We start from the raw sequence: 21,800 nt of genomic DNA on the forward strand, positions 1-21,800 counted from the left end.
GATTGCCGTCACATCGTGCGCCCGTTGGCCGGGCTGCTTTTGTCCTTCCGCGGCGTATACGGATTGTCCGCGATGCGATCAATGGTCTGACGTCAGGTTTCTACCGTCCCTTGAAGCGCGGCTTGCGCCGCGTCAGGAACGCCTCGACTCCCTCCTTGTGGTCCTCGCTGAGGCTTGCGAGCGCAAACTGATCGACATCCATGTGGCTGGCGAGATCATCCAGCGCATGCGCGAGGCGGTTGACGGTCAGCTTGGTCATGGCGACCGAAAGCGGCGGCTGCGCGGCGACCTTGCGGGCAAGTTCCATGGCGGCATCGAACGCATGGCCGGGATCGGCCACCTCTTCCACCAGGCCCCATTCATAGGCCTCCTCCGCGCTGATGCGCTGGTCGGCCAGAATGACCGCCTGCTTGGTGCGGGCCGGCCCGACCAGATGCAGCATGCGCGGGATGCTCTGCCAGCTCATGTTCATGCCGAGCCCGATCTCGGGCACGCGCAGATGCGCGTCGCGTCCCATGATGCGGAAGTCGAGCGCCACGGCAAGGGCGACGCCGCCGCCGACGCAAAAGCCCTCGATCGCCGCGATGGTGATCTGCTCCATCTCCTGCCAGGCGTGGGTGAGACGCGGCCCGAGCTTGAGATGCCGCCGCAGCGCGCCGAGATCCATGTCCTTGCGCGAGCGGCCCTCGACGTCCTTGAGGTCGAAGCCGGCGCTGAAGGCGCTGGTGCTGCCTGTCAGCACCACGACGGAGGTCTCAGCGTCGTCCTCGAAGCTGCGCGCGGCCGCAGTAAGCTGGCGCAGCGCCTCGGGCGAGAGCGCATTGATGCCGTCATTGCGGTCGAAGCGCACGATCGCGATCCGCCCCTCCGGCCCGAGCCCCTTCTCGATTGTTACATAGTCGCTCACCACAGGCCTCCCTGTTCTTGTTGTTCTTGGATCGCTCACAAATGCCCGGTGCGCCGATGCTCCGGCTCACTGCCGCGGACCGGAAACCGGATCGTGGTACCGATGGTGATCCAGTTGGCATTCTCGCCGGTGATGTTGCGGCCGTAGATCACGTCGACGGAAAATATCTCGTTCGGCCGGTAGCGTACACCGGTCTGGAAGCGCGGTTGCACGATGCTCGCGATCTCGGATCTGCCGGCCTGGCCAAACGCCTCGATCGTCCACTGCAACGTGTCGGTGAACTTCCAGTCGAAGCCGATGCCGTAGGTCAGGTAGTGGCGATCCACGGTGCGATCCCAGAGCCAGCCACCGTTGACGTTGATCCGCATGGTCTCGGACAGGCGGAAGGTCGCGGGTATGACCGCAAAGGCGGCCAGCGCCTCGCCTGTCATGACATCGAACGACCCGCCGCCATAGGCCGACAGCCCCCACCGCCCGATCCCGGTGGGGATGAAATTCGTCTTGGCCTTCGGAGCGACCGTCGTGCTCCAGTCGCCGTCGCTCCGGGCGCGGATGGTCTGCATGCTCAGCTCGATCGGCCTGAAGGGATCGACGACGCAGGACGGATTGGCCACCGCCAGGACATCCGTATTGGTCGCCGCCGACATCCAGCTTTCGACCTTGCAGGAGCCGACCTCGGAGATGTCGGCGGCATCCACCGCATAGGCGCCATTCGCGGCGCGCGCATCCTGGGTCGCAAGTGCGACAAGAGCCGCGATTGCAGCGGTTATTCCGGAGTCTTTGGCCCAGCCCATGCCCCGATGTTAGCAGAGTCTTCGCCTCGACAAGGCCCGGATTCTGGGACTATCTTCGCGCCATGAGCGAGCATCATCACGACCACGATCACGACCATTCCGAGCTGTCGGAGACCGAGCTGCGCGTGCGCGCGCTCGAAACGATCCTGACCGAAAAAGGCTATGTCGAGCCGGCCGCGCTCGATGCCATCATCCAGGCCTACGAGACCAAGATCGGCCCGCACAACGGTGCCCGCGTCGTCGCCAAGGCCTGGACCGATCCGGCGTTCAAGAAGGCGCTGCTGGAGGACGGCAGCAAGGCGATCGGCACGCTCGGCCATGTCAGCCGTGTCGGCGATCATCTCGTCGTGGTCGAGAACACGCCGGAGCGGCACAACATGGTCGTGTGCACGCTGTGCTCCTGCTACCCTTGGGAGATGCTGGGGCTGCCGCCGGTCTGGTACAAGGCTGCGCCCTATCGTTCGCGCGCGGTGAAGGATCCGCGCGGCGTGCTCGCCGATTTCGACGTGACCCTGCCCAAGGACATCGAGATCCGGGTCTGGGATTCCACGGCCGAGACGCGCTTCCTGGTGCTTCCGATGCGCCCCGCGGGCACCGAAGGCTGGAGCGAGGAGCAGCTCGCCGAGCTCGTCACGCGCGACTCCATGATCGGGACCGGCTTTCCGAGGATGCCGGGAGCACCGTCATGAACGGCGTGCACGACATGGGCGGCATGGACGGGTTCGGCAAGGTCGAGGCTGAGCTGAACGAACCTGTCTTCCACGAGGAGTGGGAATCGCGCGTGCTGGCGATGGTGCGTGCGATGGGCGCCGCCGGGGCCTTCAACATCGACACCTCGCGCTTCTATCGCGAGTCGCTGCCGCCGCACGTGTATCTGTCGAGCTCCTACTACAAGAAGTGGTTCCTCGGGCTCGAGGAGATGCTGATCGAGAAGGGCTACCTCACGCGCGAGGAGGTTGCGGCCGGTCACGCGATGCAGCCCGGCAAGGCGCTGAAGCACGGCAAGTTCGATCTCACCCAGGTCGAGCGCATCATGGTGCGCGGCAAGTTCGCCCGCCCTGCCCCGGCACCGGCCCGATTCAACATCGGCGACCGCGTGCGGGCGAAGAACATCCATCCGGCAACGCATACACGGCTGCCGCGCTACGTGCGCGGGCATGTCGGCGTGGTCGAGCTCAACCACGGCTGCCATGTGTTTCCGGATTCGGCGGCGATGGAGCTCGGCGAAAATCCGCAATGGCTCTACACCGTGGTGTTCGAGGGCCGCGATCTCTGGGGCGAGGATGGCGATCCCACACTGAAGGTGTCGATCGACGCGTTCGAGCCGTATCTGGACCCGGCCTGATGAGCAGCAATGCGGCCGCTACCGCGACGGCGGCGATCCCGAGCATTCCGCGCGACGATGAAGGCCCGGTATTTCGCGCCCCGTGGGAAGCGCACGCCTTCGCGATGGCGTTGACCCTTCACGAGCGCGGCGTCTTCACCTGGCCCGAATGGGCTGCGGCGCTCGCGGACGAGATCAAGCGCGCGCAGGCCGCCGGCGATCCTGACACCGGCGAGACCTACTATCTGCACTGGCTCGCCACGCTGGAAGGCCTCGTCGCGCGCAAGGGCGTGGCTTCGATGGACACCCTGCACCGCTACCGCGACGCCTGGGACCACGCCGCGGACCGCACGCCGCACGGCAAGCCGATCGAGCTGCGGGACGAGGATTTTAGGTAGCAGGCTCTCCCAGGCCCCCCAGATCGCGAAAAACTTCTTCTAATCCATATAGGAAGTTGTAATATCTTAGCGTTTGCTAACTGCATATTTCAATCAATAATTGCGTGCTGGGGGCTCTGATGGTCGCAAGGATCGCAATCGTTCTATTGCTGCTTACCGCTATTTTCGCCGTTCCCGCTCCGGGCCAAGCCGCGTGCAACGTGCCCCCACCACTGTGCCTGGACAAGACACCACAGAAGGACACCAACCTTCAGCAGATCGTCGCAAGCCGATCTTCGGTTCCCTACAAGGTGGACGAAGTTGCCGACTTTAGCTACGCGGATATCAGGATCGATTGCAATTCCGCAGGGCTTGAGCGGTTCGCCCGGCAGTTTGTTGATCGCGCGTGGTCCGTAGGTCTACTATCCGAAAATCGCGAATTCGCGCTTTCGGTCGACATCGAGCAGATCAGCAGGAACTCCGCCGATCCACCCAAGCCGCTCACTTATCTGATCGCGCAAATCAAACGCGACGCTGGTGGGAATACCACCGTGATGGGTTGCGACAATCTTCTTGCCACCAACATCTCCTTCAATTCGACACTAAGGCTGAAATTCAAGCTACTGCAATCGAAGACGACGACGGTCAATCCGTCGACTTACAGTGCCATCCGCATCCTTTCGAAAGTGCTTGGTTTCGTTTTCGCCGGACCGGGCGGCGCCGCGATCGCCACAGAAGCCACAAAAATTAGCGATGCCATCAAGGATAACAAGAGCGACATTGACGAGATCGCCAAAGCGTTCGACGAAGTCAACACGCAGCAGCCCCAGGCGACGTTCGACGTCAATGAAAAAAATGTGACGCTCATCCTCTCCGACAATTCGAAATTCACGATATCTCGAATTGGCAAACGCTCCGCCTTCCTGACGTTCGCAGGCCCAAAACTGAATGCGCCGGGCGCGCCGCTCCAGAAGCTCATATCCGAGAAGACCGGAATCGATCTTGCTGCCTATCTGACGACTAAGGCAGGCAACTGGGACACGATGGTCATCAGTGAGGATGTCGACACGTCGAGGACAGGCTGCGGCAAGATTCGTGAGGCGCTCGGATACCTCTTCACGAAGGAAGAGATGATTATCATTCTTGCCAAGGAGTTCGACAGGTTTGGAGACGATACAGTCAAGGACCTGAAGGACCCCTGCTTCAGGGCTATTGAGCGGGAGGCTCTCAAGACGATGGGACTGACAGATCCCCTCGCCGCCCGCGCAGCGCCGCAGGAGAGCAGCGGTCTCCCTCGAGATCCGGCAAAGGACGCCACCGATCCGATCCGCTGGAGCGCGATCAGGGAGTTTCTCAACGAATTTGGACGCGCGCTCAGTTCGATCTCTGCAGCGAACCTCTCGCCCGAAGTTCGTGCCAAAAAGCTGGCGCTCTACTTGGATGCAAGGGTCGCAACTGAGTCGTTCGATGCGCTTGACCTCTTGCCGCCTAGCACCGGGGTCCTCAGGGAGTCTCTCGCGGCGAAGATCGCAGGCTGGCCGATCGGTGCATCGATCCGGTATGGATGTTTTCTCGCGCCGGACAAGCAGCTACTCACCAAATATTCGGCACAGATGCTGGTCTTGCTTGATTCCGGAGGCGGTAACCAGAGACTTGTTAATCTCATTGTGGGCTTCACAGACCCCAAGGCGACCAATGCCGACGGACTTCTGATCGGGAATATGCTGATCGAGAAGCCGACGGCGGCAAGCCTGGCCGCGGTCTCAACGGCTTACAAATCGGGCTGCGGTGATCGTTCGGATCCGTGGAAGCCCTGGGAAGAGATCAAGACAAGCTCTGTGTTTCGAACACCACCCTTCAGCTGACATCCATACTCGCCGCAAACTCCCGCCAGCCCTTCGCCCGCAGGCTGCACGCCGGGCATTCGCCGCAGCCATAGCCCCACTCGTGCCGCGCGCCGCGTTCGCCGAGATAGCAGGTGTGCGACTTCTCGCGGATGAGGTCGACCAGCCCCTCGCCGCCGAGGTCATGCGCGAGCTTCCATGTCGCGGCCTTGTCGATCCACATCAAGGGGGTGTGCAGCTCGAATTGCCTGGCCATGCCGAGCGAGAGCGCGGCCTGCATGGCCTGGATCGTGTCATTGCGGCAATCGGGATAGCCGGAATAGTCGGTCTCGCACATGCCGCCGACGATGTGGGTGATGCCGCGCCGGTAGGCCAGCGCCGCGGCAAAGGTCAGGAACACCAGATTGCGGCCGGGCACGAAGGTGTTGGGCAGGCCGTCGGCGCCCATCGCGATCGCGACGTCGCGCGTCAGCGCCGTCTCGGACACCGCCGCCAGCGTCGGGATCGACAGCGTATGGCTCTCGCCGAGCTTTGCGGCCCAATCGGGGCGCAGGGCCTTGACGCCGTCGAACAGGCTGTCGCGGCAGGCCAGCTCGATGGCGTGACGCTGACCGTACTCGAACCCCAGCGTTTCCACGCGGGCGAAGCGGCTCAGCGCCCAGGCAAGGCACGTGGTGGAATCCTGACCGCCGGAGAACAGCACCAAAGCGGTTTGTGATGAAAATGCGTCGCTCATGGCCCGCGCTTTAGCACTGTGGAACGTCCCAGCCAATCGGTGGAAATCGGCCTGTTCCGTGCCGTTACGCTGGGATCGACCGGCTGCTTTTGGCATAAGTCTCAAGACCCAGGAGAGACGCCCCGCAATGACCCCTTCCCGTGACATTTCCCGCCTGATCGAGATCATGGCGGCGCTGCGCACGCCGGTGACCGGCTGCCCCTGGGACCTCGAGCAGGATTTTTCGACGATTGCGCCCTACACGATCGAGGAGGCCTATGAGGTGGTGGACGCCATCACCCGCGGCGATCTCGACGATCTCCGGGAGGAGCTCGGCGACCTCCTGCTGCAGGTCGTATTCCACGCCCAGATGGCCGAGGAGCAGAACGCCTTTGCCTTTGGTGACGTCGTCGAGGCCATCACCCGCAAGATGATCCGGCGCCATCCCCATGTCTTCGCCGACAAGAACGGCAATCTCGCCCCGCACCACGTCAAGGAGGTCTGGGACCGCATCAAGGCCGAGGAGAAAGCCGAGCGCGCCGCGCGCCGGCCGCTGGAAGAAGCACCGGCGCACACATCGCTGCTGTCGGGCATCAAGGCCGGCCAGCCGGCGCTGACGCGCGCCATGGAGCTGCAGCGCAAGGCCTCCACCGTCGGCTTCGACTGGAACGACCCGCGCGCCGTGCTGGCGAAGATCCGCGAGGAAGCCGACGAGATCGAGGCGGCGCTGGAGCGCGGCGACAAGCAGGAATTGGCGGAAGAGACCGGCGACCTGATGTTCGCCCTCGTCAACCTCGCCCGCCATGTCGATGCCGATCCGGAAAGCGCGCTGCGTGCGACCAACGCGAAGTTCGAGCGGCGCTTTGCCTATATCGAGCGGGCGCTGGAGGCGCAGGGCCGGACGCTCAAGCAGGCTTCGCTCGCGGAGATGGACGCGCTGTGGAATGCGGCGAAGACGGCCACGTGATGCAAGGGCGCGCCATGGAGATCCGGCAGGACGATCCGAGGGCGCCACATGTCGCCGACCTGCTGGCACATCATCTGGAAGAGCTCCGCAGCGTCATGGGCGAGCACGCGCAGGCGCTCGATGCGAGCGGTCTTTCGGCTCCCTCGGTGACGTTCTGGACGGTCTGGCACGGCGATGTGCTGGCCGGCTTTGGTGCCCTGAAGCAACTGGACGATACGCACGCGGAGGTGAAGTCGATGCGCGCCGCGCCTGCCGCGCGCGGGACCGGGGTCGGCCGCGCGATCCTGCGGCACATCATCGCCGAAGCCCGCAAGCGCGGTTATGCGCGGCTCAGCCTGGAGACCGGCACGGCACCGCTGCATGCTCCTGCCGTCGCGCTCTACCGCAGTGCCGGCTTCGTATCCTGCGAGCCGTTTGCCGATTACGAGGCGAGCCCGCACAACCAGTTCATGAGCCTCGACCTCGCGAATTGAGTGGGTACGTTCTAGGGCAAGTAAACCTTCTTCAAGATCTGCTTCGCCTCGGCACCGACCGCTTTCGTGAGGACTTACAGTTCAGCGAGCAGACGCGTCGCGTTGATCACGGCGGCCTGGCTGGCTTTTCTTGCGCGCCACAATAGAGCCATGCGCTCTGTGTCATCAGGCGAGACCTCTGAAGCGGTCCTGGACGACATATCGAGTCTCAAGGAACGAGCCCATTTTGCCAAGTTCCGCTCAGACGACCAGCGCTTCTCGTTTCGCGCGGTGGTTACAAACGTGCCCAACCAGTCAGCGGGCGTTCGCGGCGGTGACATTGGCTGGCAAAGGTCATTCTTGAGATCGTCGTCATCGATGGTCGCCTCGACATATCCCAGCACAGCGGCGCTCAGAACCGCTCTTCCCCATTTCACCCATTGCAGGGTGATCTTGTCCGGCTCGAATATCGCCTTCGTTTCGCGCGAGGGAATCCCGGCAGCCGTACAATCGACGTACAGCCAGTCATCATTCGCAGAGACTGTCCCCTCTTCAAGGTCGACGCGGTCTCGATGAATGAGGCGGACATGCCCCCTTCGGACGATGTCCTTGATCAGTCGCAATTTCTCCAATTCGCCCTTTGAAACCGTCGCGCCATGGAACATCGTCGGAGTGATCGAACGATCAAGCCGCAGCCACAGGTCACGTCCCTCGAATTGCAGGAAGAGATCGTCAATCGATGATGCCTCGCCAATTGCCTCCACGAGGTCTGCCGCGTACCTGAATGACGGCTCAAAGAAGTCCTGGGTGAATTGAACCTTCGATCTGTTGATCCACCAGGAATCACGGGGGACGATCCACCTGATATTGTCTGGATCGGCGCCATTCTCGAGCAGCCAAAGGCACGCATCGACCCCGGTTTTCCCTCCACCGATGATGCAATAGCGATGCGCTTCACCGGAAATCCTGACCAGATCGTTGACGGGGACACACCGCACCCCTTCCTCTGCCTGAAACCTGCGCTTATGCATGCTTGGCACTTCAACCGCCGCGTATGTTGCATCGACGAGTTTCTTGCGTGCTTTGACTGCGCGCCGCTCTCCGGTGACCAGGGAAACGGCGTGCCCGCGCCAGTCGATCCGCGTCATCGGCAGATAGGCGACCCGACCGGTCGGCAGGAATACATGGTCCATTACATCGCGATAATACGAGACGATCTCGGGCCCGGATGCCATGGACGACAAGCCGTCATTCAACCCTCCTCGAATGATCGAGGCATTCCCCAGCACGCGGGACTCCACGCCATAGTGGGGTGAAGGCAAGTGAAGTGTGACGAAGGGATATGAATGGTTCCAGTGCCCGCCTGGCGCATGACCGGCGTCTATGATCGCGACCGTGGACGTGCCGTGGTGCAGCAGCGTGTCGGTGAAAGCCATACCGGCGGCGCCAGCGCCGACGACGACATAATCAGCCTCGAGGACATTATCCGGCATCGCTTCGCCTCCCACATTGTGTGACGAACCGCCAGGCCCGCTGATCTATGCAGCGCGCAACGTTGCTTCCTCTTCCTGAACAAGCACGATCATTACCATGGAGAGCGGCTTCCGCTTAAGCCAAACGGGCGCCGCCCAAGGTCAGATTCGGGTGATTTTCGGCGAGCCCGAATGGGCGTAGTTCACGCCGACAGACGCGGCACGGCGTCGAACCTGTTCACCACGATATCCCGCTTGGTCTCGTCCACCCGCACGGTCATGTCGAAGCGGCCGTCGTGCAGCTCTTTCGCCAGCACCTCGGAATTGCGGTGCAGCCAGGAGATGCCGGCGCCATCGGCGGCGTCGATCGAGAGGTCGAGCGTGGTGCGCTTGGCGGCGAGCCGCTCCTCGATCGCGGCGAGCAGTGCGTCGACGCCCTCCCCGGACACTGCGGAGACCAGCATCGCCGGATGATCTTCCGGCCGGCGCGCGGCGATGTTCAAAAGCTCTTCGCGCTGCTCGGCATCGTAACGGTCGATCTTATTCCAGACCTCGATGATGCGGCCGCTATCATCGGGGTTGATGCCGAGCTGGCGCAGCACTGCGTCGACGTCGCTCTGCTGCGCCTCGGCGTCTTCATGGGAGATGTCGCGCACATGCAGGATGACGTCGGCTTCCAGCACCTCCTCCAGCGTGGCGCGGAAGGCGGCGACGAGCTGGGTCGGCAGATTGGAGATGAAGCCGACGGTGTCCGACAGCATCGCCTTGCCGCCATGGGGCAGGTTGAGTGCGCGCAGGGTCGGATCGAGCGTGGCGAACAGCATGTCGGCCGCCTGCACGTCGGCGCGCGTCAGGCGGTTGAACAGCGTCGACTTGCCGGCATTGGTGTAGCCGACGAGCGCGACCACGCGATACGGCACGCGCTGACGCCCGGCGCGATGGAGCCGCCGTGTCGCCTGCACCTTCTTCAGCTCGCTCTCGAGCTTGGAGATGCGCTCCTGGATCAGGCGCCGGTCGGCCTCGATCTGCGTTTCGCCCGGACCGCCCATGAAGCCGAAGCCGCCGCGCTGGCGCTCCAGATGGGTCCATGAACGCACCAGGCGCGAACGCTGGTAGTTGAGATGCGCGAGCTCGACCTGGAGCGAGCCTTCCCGGGTCTTGGCGCGGCGGCCGAAGATTTCCAGAATGAGGCCGGTGCGGTCGAGCACCTTGGCATGCAGCTCCTTCTCGAGATTGCGCTGCTGGATCGGCGCCAGCGCGCAGTCCATCACCACGAGCTCGACGTCGAGGCTCTTGGCGAGCGCTGCGATCTCCTCGACCTTGCCCTTGCCGATATAGGTGGCGGGCCGGATCTGGCTGATCGGCGCGATGATGGCGTCGGCAATGACGAGATCGATCGCGCGCGCGAGGCCCGCAGCTTCGTCGAGCCGGGCCTCGGCGTCACGCTGAGCATGATTGGGAAGGGCATGGCTTTCCGATTGCGCGTCGGCACTTCCCGCGCGCGCTCGCAAATAGGGACCGATGACAAGCACCCGCCCCGTCTGCTTAGCCCCTGCCGGCCGCGGACGGTCGGCATCCCCGTCGAAATTCCGGGGTTCCAATCAGATCACTCTCAAGCCGGCTGATCCTCGCCGCCTTCAAACAACTGGATCGGAGCACCCGGCATGATGGTCGAGATCGCGTGCTTGTAGACAAGCTGCGAGTGACCGTCGCGCCGAAGCAGCAAACAGAAATTGTCGAACCAGGTCACGATACCCTGGAGCTTCACTCCGTTGACCAGAAAGATCGTCAGTGGCGTTTTGGTTTTACGAACGTGATTGAGGAAGGTGTCCTGTAGGTTTTGTGCGCGGTCTGCCGCCATTGTTTTTTTCTCGCTTTGAGTTTCTTTTTATTGCGCCGGATGCGGCCCTCTTTGTCGAGCTCGGGGCCTCCTCCGGTTGCCGTTCCTCATGAGATCCCCCTCGGAGGGAACAGCAGTTCGATTAGAGGACAGGTCGGCTTATTAGGCAAGCCGCTTCACGCGGCAGGCGATGTTCTAATGCTCCGAAAAACTACGGAAATGGATGATTTCGTTCGTTTTTCCCAAGCGCGGCGCCGCAACGTCGCGGCGCCCGGCCTGTTGTCCCGGTGCGAGCGCTGTATGCGGACCGGTATCCACTTCGCTCGCGGCGGCCTAGCCGACGCCAAGCGCTTTCAGCTTCCGATGCAGCGCCGACCGTTCCATGCCAACGAACTCGGCCGTGCGAGAAATATTTCCTGAAAAACGGCTGATCTGAGCAATCAAATAGTCGCGCTCGAAGACTTCGCGCGCCTCGCGCAGCGGCAGGCCCATGATGTGCTCGCCATTGTTGCTGGTCGGCATTGCCGGCACCATCGAGCCGACGTCCTGCGGCAGCATGTCGGCGGTGATGATCACCTCCGGACCACCCGCAGCCAGAATCATGACTCTCTCAACGTTGTTGCGGAGCTGGCGCACATTGCCGGGCCAGACATGCGATTGCAGCACCGCCATCGCGTCCTGCCCGATCTGGCGCTTGGGCAGGCCGCTGCCGGCCGAGATCTGCTCCATGAAGTAGTCGATCAATTCCGGGATGTCCTCGCGCCGCTCCGAGAGCGCGGGCACGCGGATCGGCACCACCGAGAGCCGGTGATAGAGGTCCTCGCGGAAATGGCCGGCCGCGATCTCCTCTTCGAGATTGCGTGCGGTGGAGGAAATGATGCGCACGTCGACCTGCACCTTGGAGGTGCCGCCGACGCGCTGGAACGACTGCTCGACCAGCACGCGCAGGATCTTGTTCTGGGTCTCGCGCGGCATGTCCGCGATCTCGTCGATGAACAGCGTGCCGCCATGCGCCTCTTCGAGCGCGCCTGGCTTGCGCGGCTGCTCGCCGTTGGACTGCTCGATGCCGAACAGCTCGTGCTCCATGCGCTCAGGCGTGATCGCGGCGGCATTGATCACGACGAAGGGGCCGTCGGCACGGCCCGAGGCGGTATGCAGGGTGCGCGCGGTCAGCTCCTTGCCGGCGCCGGCGGGACCGACGATCAGGATGCGGCTGTTGGCCTTGGCCGCACGCTCGATGGTCTGGCGCAGCTGGTTCATGCTGGGCGAGCGTCCGACGAGCTGGCTGGCGCTCGGCGCGAGCTGCTTCAGCTCCTTGACCTCGCGCTTCAGCCGCGAGTTCTCCAGCGCACGGTTGGCGACGAGGATGAGCCGGTCGGCCTTGAACGGCTTCTCGATGAAATCATAGGCGCCGCGCTTGATCGCGGCGACCGCGGTCTCGATGTTGCCGTGGCCGGAGATCATCACGACCGGCAGGTCGGCATTGTCCTTCTTGACCTGCTCCAAGAGCTGCAAGCCGTCGAGCTTGGAGCCCTGCAGCCAGATGTCGAGGAACACCAGGTGCGGCCTGCGATTGGCGATTTCGGCGAGCGCCGAGTCGCTGTCGCGTGCGGTCCTTGTGACGAACCCCTCGTCTTCGAGAATGCCCGCAACGAGATCCCGAATATCGGCCTCGTCATCGACAATCAGAATTTCACTAGCCATGGGTCGCGCCTGTCTTCTCAGCTGCCTGTTGAGGCTTCGATTTTCGTTGAATCATTGGTCATTTCAGCCGGCTCTTTGGTTTGGGCGGCCGGCTCTTTTGTTTCCAGGCCGTTGTCTGAATCCTTCACGGATTGCTGGCCGGATTCCCTAGGGGAATCCGGGGGCGTGTCCTTGGTGTCGGGCTTGGCCGCGGGCGCGGGCGCCTGCTCGGCTCCCTGGCCCTTCGCGGGCTGGCCCGTGATCGCAAAGCGCATCCGCATCCAGGCGCCGCGCTGGCCCTCGCGGAAATCGGAGGCGTCCTTCAGCTCGATGCGCCCGCCATGGTCCTCCAGCACGCGGCCGACGATGGCCAGCCCAAGGCCGGTGCCCTTGGCGCGCGTGGTCACATAGGGTTCGAGCAGCCGCGAGCGCGCGACCTTGGGCAGGCCGATGCCGTTGTCGATGACGTCGATCAGCACGTCTTCGCCGTCGCGCGACACCACGACGTCGATGCGGCCCTTGCCACCGTCCTTGCCGAGCTCCTCCGGCGGGACCTGCTCGATCGCCTCGGTGGCGTTCTTGACGATGTTGGTGACCGCCTGGGAGATCAGCCGCCGGTCGAACTGCGCCCGGAGCGGATCCTCCTTGAATTCCGCCTCGATATCGAGCTCGGGATGGGCGACCTTCATCAGGAACACCGCCTGCCGCACCGTGTCGGCGACGTCCTCGCCCTCCATCACGGGCTTGGGCATCCGCGCGAAGCGCGAGAATTCGTCGACCATGCGCCTGATATCGTCGACCTGGCGCACGATGGTGTCGGTGCACTGATCGAAGATCTGCTTGTCCTTGGCCTCGGTGATGTCCTTGCCGAATTTGCGGCGGATGCGCTCGGCTGAGAGCTGGATCGGCGTCAGCGGGTTCTTGATCTCGTGGGCGATGCGGCGCGCCACGTCGCCCCAGGCCGAGGTGCGCTGCGCCGAGACCAGCTCGGTGATGTCGTCGAGCGTGATGATGTAGCTGTCGTGCGGCTGGTTCTTCTCGGCGCTGACGCGGACCGACAGATTGCGCTCGGCGCCGTCGCGGGTGATCGTGATCTGGCCCTGCACCAGGCGCTGGGTCCCTTCCCGCGCGGCCTTCATCATCTCGTCGAGCTCGGGCAGCACGTCCGAGAGCGGATGGCCGAGCGTCTCGGCTTCGGAGTGCCCGATCAGCTTCTCGGCTGAGCGGTTGAGGATGCCGACGCTGCCCGATGTATCGACACCGATGATGCCGGCGCTCGCCGAAGACAGCACGGCCTCGATGAAGCGGCGGCGGCTGTCGATGAGATCGCTGGCGTTGACGAGCTCGTCGCGCTGGCTGCGCAATTCCTGCGTCATCTTGTTGAAGGTCTCGCCGAGCTGGGCGAGGTCGCCTTCCGACTGGTGCACCGGCACTTTGACGTGGAGGTCGCCGGTCGAAACCGTATGGGCCGCGTTCATCAGCCGCCGGATCGGCGCCACCAGCGAGTTGGCGAAGTTCAAGCCGATCAGCACCGAGGCCATCAGGATGGTCAGCGCGATCACCGCGAACATCAGCGCGAAGGCGACCTGGATGCCGAGCCGCCGCGACTCGATCTGGGCATATTCGGCGACGCTGACCTCGGTCTGCTTGAGCTGGTTGACCACATTGGGATCGAGCGGCCGCGCGACGTAGAGAAAGGTGTCGTTGAAGGCGCGCAGCCGGATCACCGCGGCGACGAAGCTCGCATCCGGCAGTACCGCGATCTCGGGCTCGTTCTCGTTGACGTTGCTGAGGAAGTCGGGGGCCGGCGGCGAATAGGCCAGCCGCATGCCGGTGTCGGCGGATTCCAGGATGTTGGTGTTCTTGTCGATGATCATCGCGCCCGGCAGATTGCGCGAGCTGGCGCTGGCGGTGAGCATCTCGCGGAACGAGCGCCGGTCCTGGTCGTAGAGCGGCCTTGCATGCGCGATGTCGTTGGCCATGCCGAGAATGTCGCCGCGGATCAGCTGCGCGTGGTCCTGCATGTAGGCGCGCGCGATGTTCAGCGAGTTCTGGATGACCTCCTTGGTCGGCCCCGAGAACAGCCGGTCGAGGCCGCGCTCGAGGGTGACGTTGGCGACCACGGAGACCAGCACCGCCGGCAGCACGGCGACGATCGAGAACAGGCTGACGATCTGGACATGGAGGCGCGCCGCCGCCCTTCCCCGCCGCCGCGCCAGGATGAGCTGCCAGAGCTCGCGGACGATGATCCCGACCAGCAGGAGGATCGTGCCGGCATTGATCAGGTAGAACGAGCGGACCACCTCCGGCGTCGGATCGATCCGCGTCAGCCCGGTCAGGACCAGGAAGGTCAGGAGCCCCGACAGCAGTGCGAGCGCCACGGCAAAGGGCGCCAGCCATCGCCGCGGCGACCAGCGTCGCGGTTCTTCGGCTGGGGCCGTGTCAAAGGATGCGGCCGAGGTATCTGCGCTGGTCATTCCGGCAATGGTGCTGAAAAACGGATCCGCGGCTGGCGGAAACTGATGTATTCGTACCACATTGTTGCCGAGACACTACAGTGTCAAATAGCCACGTGATCTCAGTAGCTTAGAGAATTCAACTTCTTCTTTTAGCCATGATTTACCAAATCGGTGGCAGCGGGATTCGAGACTTGCCGGCCGCTCGCCGAAGCTCCTCCGGCCGTCTTACTTCAGGGCGATCGTGATCTGGCCGATATTGGCCGCGAGCTCCAGGCCCGCCTTCGGGCCTTGCAGCGTGAGCTTCACGCCCTTCTCGTTGCGCAGCTGGACGCCGTTGACGCCGCCGACGAGGGCGAAGCCGCCGCCGACGGAACTGTAGGTCCCGGCAAAGTCACTGACCTCGCGGATCCCCGACGCCCGCCCCTCGAACCGGCCGACGCTCGCGCCGGCGGTGATGCCAAAGCTCAACCCGGCGACCTTGAACGGATAGTTCCGGCCGCGATAGGTCAGGACGCCGCTGCCTGCGCCGCCGCCGACCAGAAGGCCGGCCTTGACGATCTTGACGCGGACCTCGCCGCTCGCCTGCGCGAAGGCTGGCGTCGCCGGGATCGCGAGCAGCACGAGCACCAGCGCGGCGACACTGGCTGCAATAGTGCGAAGGCCTCGCACGCTAAGGCTTCTGGGCATCGACCTTCTTCCAGGTCTGGTCGGGATCGAACAGCGTCGTGCGCGGTGCAATGAATTCGGTCCGCGCGCCCAGATCCTTCTGGTAGACGTTGCCGGCGTGATTGACCAGGAAGGTCATGACGCCGGAATTGCCGTACTCGGCGGGCCAGGCGATCAGTCCGAAGCCGCCGATCATCTTGCCCTTGACGACGTAGTTGAGTGCGCCGCCCGGCGCATCCGCACCCTGACCTTTCAGGATGCGGAAGTAGTAGCCGTGATAGGGCGCCGGAGCGTCGCCTGCGCCTTGCTTGTAGCCTTCGGCCGCGGCATCCGCGACCAGCGCGCCGAGCGGGCTCGGATCCGCATCGTCACGCCAGAACAGGCCGTCCTTCTTGCCGGGCGTGGAGAGGAAGCGCTGTGCGTAGACGCCGGCGCCCTCGCCGCGATCCTTGTCGGCATATTCGTTCTGCGCATCGACATAAGCGAGCGCGGTTTGGATCGCATCGAGCTCGTTGCGGCCGATGCGGCGGCGAAGCACCTCGATGCGCCCCTCGTCGGTGTCGAACTCCCAGCCGGTCTTGCTGTTGACCAGCGGAATCGGGAACGGGAAATCGTCCGGCCCCAGGAACAGCGTCGCGCTCTTGTTGCCTTCCGCCTTGATGCCGTGCTTGGCGTCATACATCGAGGTGAACCGCGCGCGGATATCCTTGTCGGCGACTTCGTCGCCGGAGGAGACGATGTCCTCGGCGGCCCGACCGAGCACTTTCAGGATGTCGTCCGGACCGCTCTTGACCGCGGCCGCGAGTGCGGCGGCCGCGTCTTCCGGGGTCTTGTAGGATTGCTGCGCCTGCGACGCAGTACCGAGCAAGGCCAGCGCGATCAGGCCCGGAAATACGGCGCGGCGAAACGATTTCAGGCGGGTCATTGCATCACCTCCGCAGGAATCTTCGCGCCGCCGGCGAGCCAGTCGCGGTAGGTGCGGAATTTCAGGCCGAGCATGTCGTAGTGGACGCGCAGATAACCGTCGCTGCCGCGGCTCACCGCCGCCGGCATCACGCTTTCGACCTCCTGCGCCATGACGCCGACATAGGCCCTGTCGCTGCCGATGTAGCTGAAGCGGTAATAGCCGAGGCCGTTGCCGAGATGGCCGAGCAGCGTGATGTCGTGCTTCAGCGCGATGTCCGAGCGCCGGCCACCGCCGCCGCCTCGCCCACCGCCTCCACCACCGCCGCGGAAGCCACCGCCTCCACCGCCACGCATCGCCATTCCGCCGCCGCGTGGCATGCTCGCCATGCTGGCGCGTCCACGCGCCGATGCCGCGCTCGCCGCCCGGCCGGAAGAGACGTTCATCGCGCCGCCGCGATTGCCGCCGCCGCCACGATTGGCCGCTCCGCCGCCGGCACGGTTCGCAGCCTTGGCACGGTCTCCGCCACCTTTGGCGCGATTGCCAGCGTTCTTGCCCCGGTCTCCGGCGCCGGCCCGATCGCCGCCGCCCGGCCGGTCGCGCGTGCCCGCACTGGGACGATCACCGCGATTGCCGGCGCGATCACCGGGCCCGCCGCGATCACCTGCACGATCTCCCGCGCGATCGCCCGCACGGTCGCCCGCGCCCTGATTGGGACGCAGCACCTGATTGCCGTCACGGCCGCGGAAATCCATCCGGTCCGACACGCCGGCCTTCAGATTGTTGTTGCCGAAGCGCTGCTGAACATTGCTGTTGTTGTAGCGAACGCCCTGGCGATGAGCCGGATTGTGCTGCCACCCGTTACCGATGTTGGTGGTGCGATGATTGACGTAGACGTTGCGGTTGCCCCAGTTGCAACCGCCGCCCCAATAATTGCCCCAGCGTCCGATCGCCCAGGCCGTGCCGAAAGCAAGGCCTGCCGCAACAACGCCCGCGCCGATATAGGACGGATAGCCCCAGTAATACGGCGGATATTCCGCATAGGGCCAGCTGCCATAGACCGTCGCCGGATCGTAATACGGCACATACATTTCCGCGGGATCGGCCTGCTGGATCACGACGACCTGCTTGCCCTCCTGCGACTGCACGCTGACCTTCTGCTGCTTGGTGGTGGTCAGCTTCTTGTTGTCATAGGCCTTGTTGCGCAGGCGCTGGATCGCATCCATCACGTCGGGCTGCTGCGCGAGAAAGGCATCGCCGAGCTTCTTGGTCCATTCGAGCTGGTCGCTCATCATGGTCAGGACGTCGGCGGTGCTGGCGAGCGCCTTGATGCTGTCGTCCCAGCCCTGCTTCTCCACCTCGGTCCGCAGCGCATCGCCCTTCAGCGTCCTGCGCTCCTTCAGCCAGCGGTCGGCCTGCACCACTTCGAGCGGATAGGTCGAGGCGGCCAGCACGTTGGCGAGCAGCTCGTCGGGATAGAGCGCGATCGGCGCGACCAGTGCTTCGAGCTGCTCCGGCTTCAACAGCTCTGCGGCCGGTGCTGGTGCCGGTGCCGGCGCAGGAGCCGGCTGCGCCTGTGTGCTCGGGGTCGCCGGTTTGTCGGCCGTCTGCGCGATTGCCGCCAACGGCAGCGCCAGCATCAGCGTAACCGCCATCAGGGTTTTGCTGCAGCGAGACATGTCCACCCTCCATTCCAGCTTTCCGAACGCGAAGATCGGGGCCGCGGCATGGGCGTTCGTTGATCGAGATCAACGAAACGGGGCCGGTCGCTGTGCTGCAACGCAAGACCGAAGGCCTCACTCGATCAGCTCAGCCTCGATCAGAAACCGGCCCGGCACGGTCAGCCCGAGCGCATTTACGGCCTTCATGTTGATGACGAGCTCGAACTTGCTGGCGAATTGCACCGGCAGCGTGCGGATATCCGCTCCGCGCAGGATGCGATCGACGTAGCCGGCGCCATCGCGAAACTGCTGGGTCAGATCGGCACCATACGACATCAGGCCGCCATTGGCGGCGTAGAAGCGGACCGCGAAGATGGCGGGCACGCGGCGCTGTGCCAGCAGCGAGATCGTCATCGCGCTCTGTGCGCCGAAGAAGCCGCCGTCCGGCAACACCACGAGGCCGGCGCCGTTGCGCGCTGCCGCGTCGATGACCCCGGCAATGTCGGCTGCGCTTCGCACGCTCGCGCCCGCGACCTTCATGCCGAGGCGGTTCTCCATCTGGTGTGCGGCCTCGACGTAGAACGGCGCGTAGGGTGCCGAGTCCGGATTGAACAGAACCGCGGCATGCGCCATGCCCGGCACCATGTCCTTGAGCAGGCTGAGCCACTTTCCGCTCATCGAGTGCTCGTAGAGCGAGAAGCCGGTCAGATTGCCGCTCGGGCGCGCCAGATTGGCGACGAGACCGGTCCCCACGGGATCGGAGAGCCCGACGAAGACGATCGGAATCCGCTGCGTCGCATCGCGCAGCGCCCGGGTCGTGCCCGTGCTGGTCGCGAACAGGACGTCGGGTGCGGCGGCGACGAGCTCGAGCGCCTCCAGTCTTTGGCGCGCCGGATCGGGCCCTGGCCAGCGGATCTCGAGCCGATAGTTCTGATTGGCGATCCAGCCGCGATCGGCCAGTCCCTGCTGGAAGGCATCGACGCGCATCTGGGCGCCGGGATCGCTCGCAATATTGCCGGTCAGGACGCCCACCGACGGCATCGACTGCCACGGCGCCCTTTCCTGCCCCCGCACCGCGGCTGGAAACGCAGCCGCAGCGCCAAGCAGGGCCATGAACTCGCGGCGCTTCATGATCAACCACCCACCCCCACCATGCCCGCGCCCAGCCCGGCCATGACGCAAGTGCGAACAAAACGGCTTCGGCGGGCGGAGGTTTGATCGAGATCAATGTATTCGTGTCAATCTATGAGTGGCAGCCTGATCGTGAACAGGGCACCGCCCCACGGCTGGTTCTCGGCGGCGATCGTGCCGTGATGGGCCTCGACGATGGTCCGCGCAATCGCAAGCCCCATCCCCATGCCCTCCGGCTTGGTCGTGAAGAACGGATTGAAGACGCTGCCGAGATCGGCGGAGGCGATGCCCGGGCCGGTATCGGCGATCTGGATCTCGGCCTGGTGGCCGGCACGGACGGTCGACACGCTGACCTCACGCTTCTTCATGTCGCCGTCCGAGACGGCATCCATCGCATTGATGATCAGGTTGAGCACGACCTGCTGAAGCTGCACGGGATCGCCCCGGACATGCAGATCCGCTGATACGGGCATATAGGCCAGCGCGATGCGGCGGCCGTCGGCGAGCGCCCTTACGAGGCCGATCGCCTCCCGCACGGTGTCGTTGAGCTCGATGTCCCTGACCTCGAACGGCGTCTTCTTCAGGACGCTGCGCAGCCTGCGGATCACCTCGCTCGCCCGCTGATCGTCGCGCCTGATGTCGGCGAGGATGTGCCGGATCTCGTCCATGTCGGGCGAGGCCCCTCTCAGCATGAGCTCGGCCGTCTCGGTGTTGGTCAGGATGGAGCCGAGCGGCTGGTTGAGTTCATGCGCGATCGATGTCGTCAGCTCGCCGACGGCCGAGTACCGGTTCACGTGAGCGAGCTCCGCCAGCCGCTGGCGCGATTCCACTTCGGCGAGCCGGCGGCGGTGGCGTTCGTGCAACAGCCCGGTGATGAGCCCGGCCTGGACCAGGAAGACGGCCGTGATCATCAGCATCTGCCAGCGAAAGCGCTCCCAGATGTTCGGCTCGCGAAACAGGATCTCGCTGCCGGTAGGCAGGCGGCTTTCGCTAATGCCCCAGCGCTGCAATTCCCGCCAGTCATATCGGGGCGGCGAAAAACCCAGCGGTTCGTAGTTGATGCTCGCAGGCTTCTCGCCCCCGAGAATGCGGATCGCAACGCTGACGGTCCGCGCGCTGGTTTGCGCAACCGAATGCATGGGGCCGCCGACGGTGCTGCCGCCGAAGAACGGGTCCTGGTAGGAAAAGATCGGCGCGTTCGCGACCGCGCGCAGGCTGCGCAGCGCCATGTCGCTCTCGTGGACGATGCCGGCCGCATCGACCGACATCAGGCCCCAGAACAGCACCGTGTGCGGCGGCAGCTTCGCGGCGCGTTTCAATATCTCCTCGAACGACAGGTCCGAGTACCAGACGAGCTCCAGTCGCTCGCCGAGGGGCTTCAGGTCCCGCTTCACCTCCTCGACCCAGTACCTCTCGAGCGGCGAGGCGCCGATCACGATCGCGACCTTCCTGGTGTCCGGCAGCAGCTGAAGGATGTTGTCGAACGCGGCCATGAAGTCGTTGCGGATCGCGACGACGACGTCGTTGTCGGTGAGGTCGGCGCGATTGACCAGCCGGCTCTCGACCGCGGCGAGGACGAGCGGCGTGTCCGGGAACAGCTTGGCGCGATATCGCTGCGCGAACCGGGCGGCGGGCGCGCCGATGCTCAGCACGATGTCGGGCAGCGCCCCCTGGTAGAGCGATTGCAGATATTCGACGAACGGCGCCTCGGGACCGGGATTGTTGAAGCGCGCCGTGAGCAGCGCATGCTCCTGGATGTCGAGCGGCCACGGCGATTGCCGCTCGAGCTCGGCCTTGATGGCGCGCGCATACTCGCTCCAGGGGCGAAACTCGCGGCCAAAGGAATGCAGCACGAGGACGCGCTTGAGCTCGCCGCGCAGGCTCCGCTCGACGGCTCCGGCCGGTCCGAGCGATAGGCACATGGCGGCGAACAGGCTCACGCACAGCAGCAGGGCCGCGGCTGGCCACGGCCTGACCGAGTCAGAGGACATTCACCCGCTCAGCTCCAATCCTCGCAGCTTCCAACGGCTGCTTTCAGGGCATCCTAGCGGCAATCGGCGGGCACGGACAGTCCGTGAGATCACGCTTCGGCAGCGCGTGGTGAGGCGGCCATAGGGAGGCTTGCCCTGCACGCAGGACGGCTGTCATGGAGCCCGGCAGCCGTCGCCGGGCGCTAAGGCGCCGGGCAACGGTGATAGCGGATCTCCATGTCCTCCATGCCCGGGAATAGCCGTGCGACGCTGTTTGCATCCAGCTCCTTCAGGCTGAACTGGACGTTCGACAGCATCATGTCGGTGGCGCAGGAGGCAACCAGGTTGACGTTCGGACCGCTGTCCTTCCTGGCCTTGATGCGGCAGCGCGCGAATTTCCCGATGATCTGATCGCCGTCGACAATGAAGCCGCCGCCATAGACGTCCGACATGTCGGTGAAGCCGAGCTGGGGGCCTTTGCGGACGAACACCTTGGCGCAATTGTCGGGATCGCCGACCCATGCGCCGTTGAGCTCGACGGCATGGGCGCGGCCAGCCATGACGGCCAGCGGGACGAGCAATGCTGCACAGAATGCGATCGTTTTCGGACCGTTCATCGCGTCATTTCCTCCCG

The 21,800-nt window shown here is 64.4% G+C and carries 20 protein-coding genes; 6 read left to right on the forward strand and 14 right to left on the reverse strand.

All coding sequences use genetic code 11. From position 1 onward, the window contains the following. Window positions 1-100: 100 nt before the first annotated feature. Both A7X65_RS06950 and A7X65_RS06955 read right to left on the reverse strand, forming a co-directional pair. Window positions 101-907 (reverse strand): enoyl-CoA hydratase/isomerase family protein, encoded by an 807-nt coding sequence (locus A7X65_RS06950; protein WP_063684842.1) that lies wholly within the window; start codon window positions 905-907, stop codon window positions 101-103. A 35-nt stretch (window positions 908-942) separates the two neighbouring features. Then, window positions 943-1,701, reverse strand: coding sequence for a hypothetical protein (locus tag A7X65_RS06955; protein ID WP_063683526.1), 759 nt, complete (start codon window positions 1,699-1,701; stop codon window positions 943-945). Window positions 1,702-1,763: 62 nt separating this feature from the next. Between A7X65_RS06955 and nthA the strand changes: the two genes are divergently transcribed. From nthA to A7X65_RS06975, 4 genes are all read left to right on the forward strand, one after another. Beyond that, window positions 1,764-2,390 (forward strand): nitrile hydratase subunit alpha, encoded by a 627-nt coding sequence (gene nthA / locus A7X65_RS06960; RefSeq protein WP_063683527.1) that lies wholly within the window; start codon window positions 1,764-1,766, stop codon window positions 2,388-2,390. Beyond that, complete coding sequence (gene nthB, locus A7X65_RS06965; RefSeq protein WP_063683528.1) at window positions 2,387-3,046, forward strand: nitrile hydratase subunit beta; 660 nt, start codon at window positions 2,387-2,389, stop codon at window positions 3,044-3,046. Before nthA ends, nthB begins: the two co-directional genes overlap by 4 nt. Beyond that, complete coding sequence (locus A7X65_RS06970) at window positions 3,046-3,423, forward strand: nitrile hydratase accessory protein (RefSeq protein ID WP_063683529.1); 378 nt, start codon at window positions 3,046-3,048, stop codon at window positions 3,421-3,423. The genes nthB and A7X65_RS06970 overlap by 1 nt, the downstream gene beginning before the upstream one ends. A 119-nt stretch (window positions 3,424-3,542) precedes the next feature. Beyond that, window positions 3,543-5,267 carry a hypothetical protein gene (locus tag A7X65_RS06975; protein ID WP_063683530.1) on the forward strand — a complete coding sequence of 575 codons (1,725 nt, stop codon included), beginning with the start codon at window positions 3,543-3,545 and terminating at the stop codon, window positions 5,265-5,267. Here A7X65_RS06975 and queC read toward each other — a convergent pair. Beyond that, window positions 5,260-5,982 carry a 7-cyano-7-deazaguanine synthase QueC gene (queC, locus tag A7X65_RS06980; RefSeq protein WP_063683531.1) on the reverse strand — a complete coding sequence of 241 codons (723 nt, stop codon included), beginning with the start codon at window positions 5,980-5,982 and terminating at the stop codon, window positions 5,260-5,262. The genes A7X65_RS06975 and queC overlap by 8 nt on opposite strands. Before the next feature lie 127 nt (window positions 5,983-6,109). Between queC and mazG the strand changes: the two genes are divergently transcribed. Further along, a complete protein-coding gene (mazG, locus tag A7X65_RS06985) occupies window positions 6,110-6,928 on the forward strand; it encodes a nucleoside triphosphate pyrophosphohydrolase (protein ID WP_063683532.1) in 819 nt (272 codons plus the stop codon). Next, complete coding sequence (locus A7X65_RS06990) at window positions 6,928-7,401, forward strand: GNAT family N-acetyltransferase (protein WP_245323416.1); 474 nt, start codon at window positions 6,928-6,930, stop codon at window positions 7,399-7,401. The genes mazG and A7X65_RS06990 overlap by 1 nt, the downstream gene beginning before the upstream one ends. A 74-nt stretch (window positions 7,402-7,475) precedes the next feature. Here the strand turns inward: A7X65_RS06990 and A7X65_RS06995 are convergent, their stop codons facing one another. The 11 genes from A7X65_RS06995 to A7X65_RS07045 form a co-directional block, all read right to left on the reverse strand. Continuing rightward, the gene (locus A7X65_RS06995; protein WP_063683533.1) at window positions 7,476-8,873 is read right to left on the reverse strand and encodes an FAD-dependent oxidoreductase; all 1,398 of its coding nucleotides are present in this window, start codon (window positions 8,871-8,873) and stop codon (window positions 7,476-7,478) included. A gap of 182 nt (window positions 8,874-9,055) precedes the next feature. Then, window positions 9,056-10,453 (reverse strand): GTPase HflX, encoded by a 1,398-nt coding sequence (gene hflX, locus A7X65_RS07000; protein ID WP_063683534.1) that lies wholly within the window; start codon window positions 10,451-10,453, stop codon window positions 9,056-9,058. Between the two features lie 11 nt (window positions 10,454-10,464). Beyond that, on the reverse strand, window positions 10,465-10,713 hold the full coding sequence (gene hfq / locus A7X65_RS07005) for an RNA chaperone Hfq (protein ID WP_007591126.1): 249 nt from the start codon (window positions 10,711-10,713) through the stop codon (window positions 10,465-10,467). A 312-nt stretch (window positions 10,714-11,025) separates the two neighbouring features. Further along, window positions 11,026-12,396, reverse strand: a complete 1,371-nt coding sequence (gene ntrX, locus A7X65_RS07010; protein WP_063683535.1) for a nitrogen assimilation response regulator NtrX — start codon at window positions 12,394-12,396, stop codon at window positions 11,026-11,028. Window positions 12,397-12,413: 17 nt separating this feature from the next. Further along, entirely contained in the window at window positions 12,414-14,852 is a 2,439-nt protein-coding gene (locus tag A7X65_RS07015; protein ID WP_063683536.1) for a sensor histidine kinase NtrY-like, read from the reverse strand. A gap of 207 nt (window positions 14,853-15,059) precedes the next feature. Beyond that, complete coding sequence (locus A7X65_RS07020; protein WP_063683537.1) at window positions 15,060-15,521, reverse strand: hypothetical protein; 462 nt, start codon at window positions 15,519-15,521, stop codon at window positions 15,060-15,062. Further along, complete coding sequence (locus A7X65_RS07025) at window positions 15,505-16,425, reverse strand: DUF2950 domain-containing protein (protein ID WP_063683538.1); 921 nt, start codon at window positions 16,423-16,425, stop codon at window positions 15,505-15,507. The genes A7X65_RS07020 and A7X65_RS07025 overlap by 17 nt, the downstream gene beginning before the upstream one ends. Next, window positions 16,422-18,083 carry a DUF3300 domain-containing protein gene (locus A7X65_RS07030; RefSeq protein ID WP_063683539.1) on the reverse strand — a complete coding sequence of 554 codons (1,662 nt, stop codon included), beginning with the start codon at window positions 18,081-18,083 and terminating at the stop codon, window positions 16,422-16,424. The genes A7X65_RS07025 and A7X65_RS07030 overlap by 4 nt, the downstream gene beginning before the upstream one ends. A 117-nt stretch (window positions 18,084-18,200) precedes the next feature. Further along, on the reverse strand, window positions 18,201-19,196 hold the full coding sequence (locus A7X65_RS07035) for an ABC transporter substrate-binding protein (RefSeq protein WP_063684844.1): 996 nt from the start codon (window positions 19,194-19,196) through the stop codon (window positions 18,201-18,203). A gap of 107 nt (window positions 19,197-19,303) precedes the next feature. After that, window positions 19,304-21,187: a sensor histidine kinase gene (locus tag A7X65_RS07040; protein ID WP_063683540.1), complete on the reverse strand. Its 1,884-nt coding sequence runs from the start codon at window positions 21,185-21,187 to the stop codon at window positions 19,304-19,306. Between the two features lie 182 nt (window positions 21,188-21,369). Further along, window positions 21,370-21,783, reverse strand: coding sequence for a hypothetical protein (locus A7X65_RS07045; protein ID WP_063683541.1), 414 nt, complete (start codon window positions 21,781-21,783; stop codon window positions 21,370-21,372). Between the last annotated feature and the right edge of the window lie 17 nt (window positions 21,784-21,800).

Origin of the sequence: Bradyrhizobium stylosanthis, from assembly GCF_001641335.1 — a bacterium.
GTDB lineage: Bacteria > Pseudomonadota > Alphaproteobacteria > Rhizobiales > Xanthobacteraceae > Bradyrhizobium > Bradyrhizobium stylosanthis.

Bases quoted from the DNA above. Each gene is read 5' to 3' on its own strand.
- A7X65_RS06975 (WP_063683530.1), top strand. From the start codon at position 3,543: ATGGTCGCAAGGATCGCAATCGTTCTATTGCTGCTTACCGCTATTTTC.
- queC (WP_063683531.1), bottom strand. From the start codon at position 5,982: ATGAGCGACGCATTTTCATCACAAACCGCTTTGGTGCTGTTCTCCGGC.
- ntrX (WP_063683535.1), bottom strand. From the start codon at position 12,396: ATGGCTAGTGAAATTCTGATTGTCGATGACGAGGCCGATATTCGGGAT.
- nthB (WP_063683528.1), top strand. From the start codon at position 2,387: ATGAACGGCGTGCACGACATGGGCGGCATGGACGGGTTCGGCAAGGTC.
- A7X65_RS07035 (WP_063684844.1), bottom strand. From the start codon at position 19,196: ATGAAGCGCCGCGAGTTCATGGCCCTGCTTGGCGCTGCGGCTGCGTTT.
- A7X65_RS07045 (WP_063683541.1), bottom strand. From the start codon at position 21,783: ATGAACGGTCCGAAAACGATCGCATTCTGTGCAGCATTGCTCGTCCCG.
- A7X65_RS06970 (WP_063683529.1), top strand. From the start codon at position 3,046: ATGAGCAGCAATGCGGCCGCTACCGCGACGGCGGCGATCCCGAGCATT.
- mazG (WP_063683532.1), top strand. From the start codon at position 6,110: ATGACCCCTTCCCGTGACATTTCCCGCCTGATCGAGATCATGGCGGCG.
- A7X65_RS07040 (WP_063683540.1), bottom strand. From the start codon at position 21,187: ATGTCCTCTGACTCGGTCAGGCCGTGGCCAGCCGCGGCCCTGCTGCTG.
- nthA (WP_063683527.1), top strand. From the start codon at position 1,764: ATGAGCGAGCATCATCACGACCACGATCACGACCATTCCGAGCTGTCG.
- A7X65_RS06955 (WP_063683526.1), bottom strand. From the start codon at position 1,701: ATGGGCTGGGCCAAAGACTCCGGAATAACCGCTGCAATCGCGGCTCTT.
- A7X65_RS07020 (WP_063683537.1), bottom strand. From the start codon at position 15,521: ATGCCCAGAAGCCTTAGCGTGCGAGGCCTTCGCACTATTGCAGCCAGT.
- A7X65_RS07025 (WP_063683538.1), bottom strand. From the start codon at position 16,425: ATGACCCGCCTGAAATCGTTTCGCCGCGCCGTATTTCCGGGCCTGATC.
- A7X65_RS07030 (WP_063683539.1), bottom strand. From the start codon at position 18,083: ATGTCTCGCTGCAGCAAAACCCTGATGGCGGTTACGCTGATGCTGGCG.
- hfq (WP_007591126.1), bottom strand. From the start codon at position 10,713: ATGGCGGCAGACCGCGCACAAAACCTACAGGACACCTTCCTCAATCAC.
- A7X65_RS07015 (WP_063683536.1), bottom strand. From the start codon at position 14,852: ATGACCAGCGCAGATACCTCGGCCGCATCCTTTGACACGGCCCCAGCC.
- A7X65_RS06995 (WP_063683533.1), bottom strand. From the start codon at position 8,873: ATGCCGGATAATGTCCTCGAGGCTGATTATGTCGTCGTCGGCGCTGGC.
- A7X65_RS06990 (WP_245323416.1), top strand. From the start codon at position 6,928: ATGCAAGGGCGCGCCATGGAGATCCGGCAGGACGATCCGAGGGCGCCA.